This is a genomic window from Nocardia ninae NBRC 108245, from assembly GCF_007990755.1.
Lineage (GTDB): Bacteria > Actinomycetota > Actinomycetes > Mycobacteriales > Mycobacteriaceae > Nocardia > Nocardia ninae.
Map to the genome: position 1 here is coordinate 1 of NZ_BJXA01000199.1, position 713 is coordinate 713.

General features: G+C 71.4%; 1 protein-coding gene. It reads left to right on the top strand.

The window, feature by feature from the left end; genetic code table 11:
- Nucleotides 1-140: 140 nt before the first annotated feature.
- Nucleotides 141-713 (top strand): P-loop NTPase family protein (locus NN4_RS44665; RefSeq protein WP_222595288.1); only part of this gene is annotated, 573 nt, incomplete at its 3' end.

Genomic DNA, 713 nt, shown 5'->3' on the forward strand with positions numbered 1-713 from the left:
GCCCGGTAACCAGCCCGCACCGCTGCCCCCGCCGCAGGCCCCGAGCCTGCCGACCGGCGTGCTGAAGGACCCCATCGACTCCGTCGGCAACACCGTCGGCACCGTGTTGCGCGCACCCGGCGAAATCCTCGGAGGAAACGGTGGCTGACATCGCGTTCGACACCCTGCCGTCCGCGCGCGAGATCCTCCGGGAACTGGAGTCCGCCGACCACGAACCGGTCGTCTACCTCATCCGAGGCCGCTCGCAAACCGGAAAATCCACGCTGCTCAACGAGATTCGCAATCGGCTCCGGGCCCGCGGTATTCCCCTCCAGGACGTGCTGGCCGCCCATGCCGCCGAGCCGATCGTCGGCTCCCCCAACGGATCTGCTCCGTCGACGGGACTTCGCCCCGCGCTGATCATCGACAATGCCCACACGCTGAGCCAGGCGGATCTCGAATACCTGCGCGGCACTGTGGCATCCGGGCAGCGCACGGTCGTGATCGCGACCCAGCCGCGCCCGCACGAACTGCGCCTGCGCGCGCTGGCCGACACCGTCGCCCGCCGCGGCCGGGTGGTGGATCTGCGCGCCCTCGGCGTGGCCGACATCGCCCCGTTCGCCAGGGAACTCGGCATGATGGTGCCGCGCCAGGTGTCCCAGCACATCCACCGGCAGACCGACGGTATCCGCGGCGGCGTGGTCGCCGCGCTGACCGCCGCCTGCTCGGCCCGG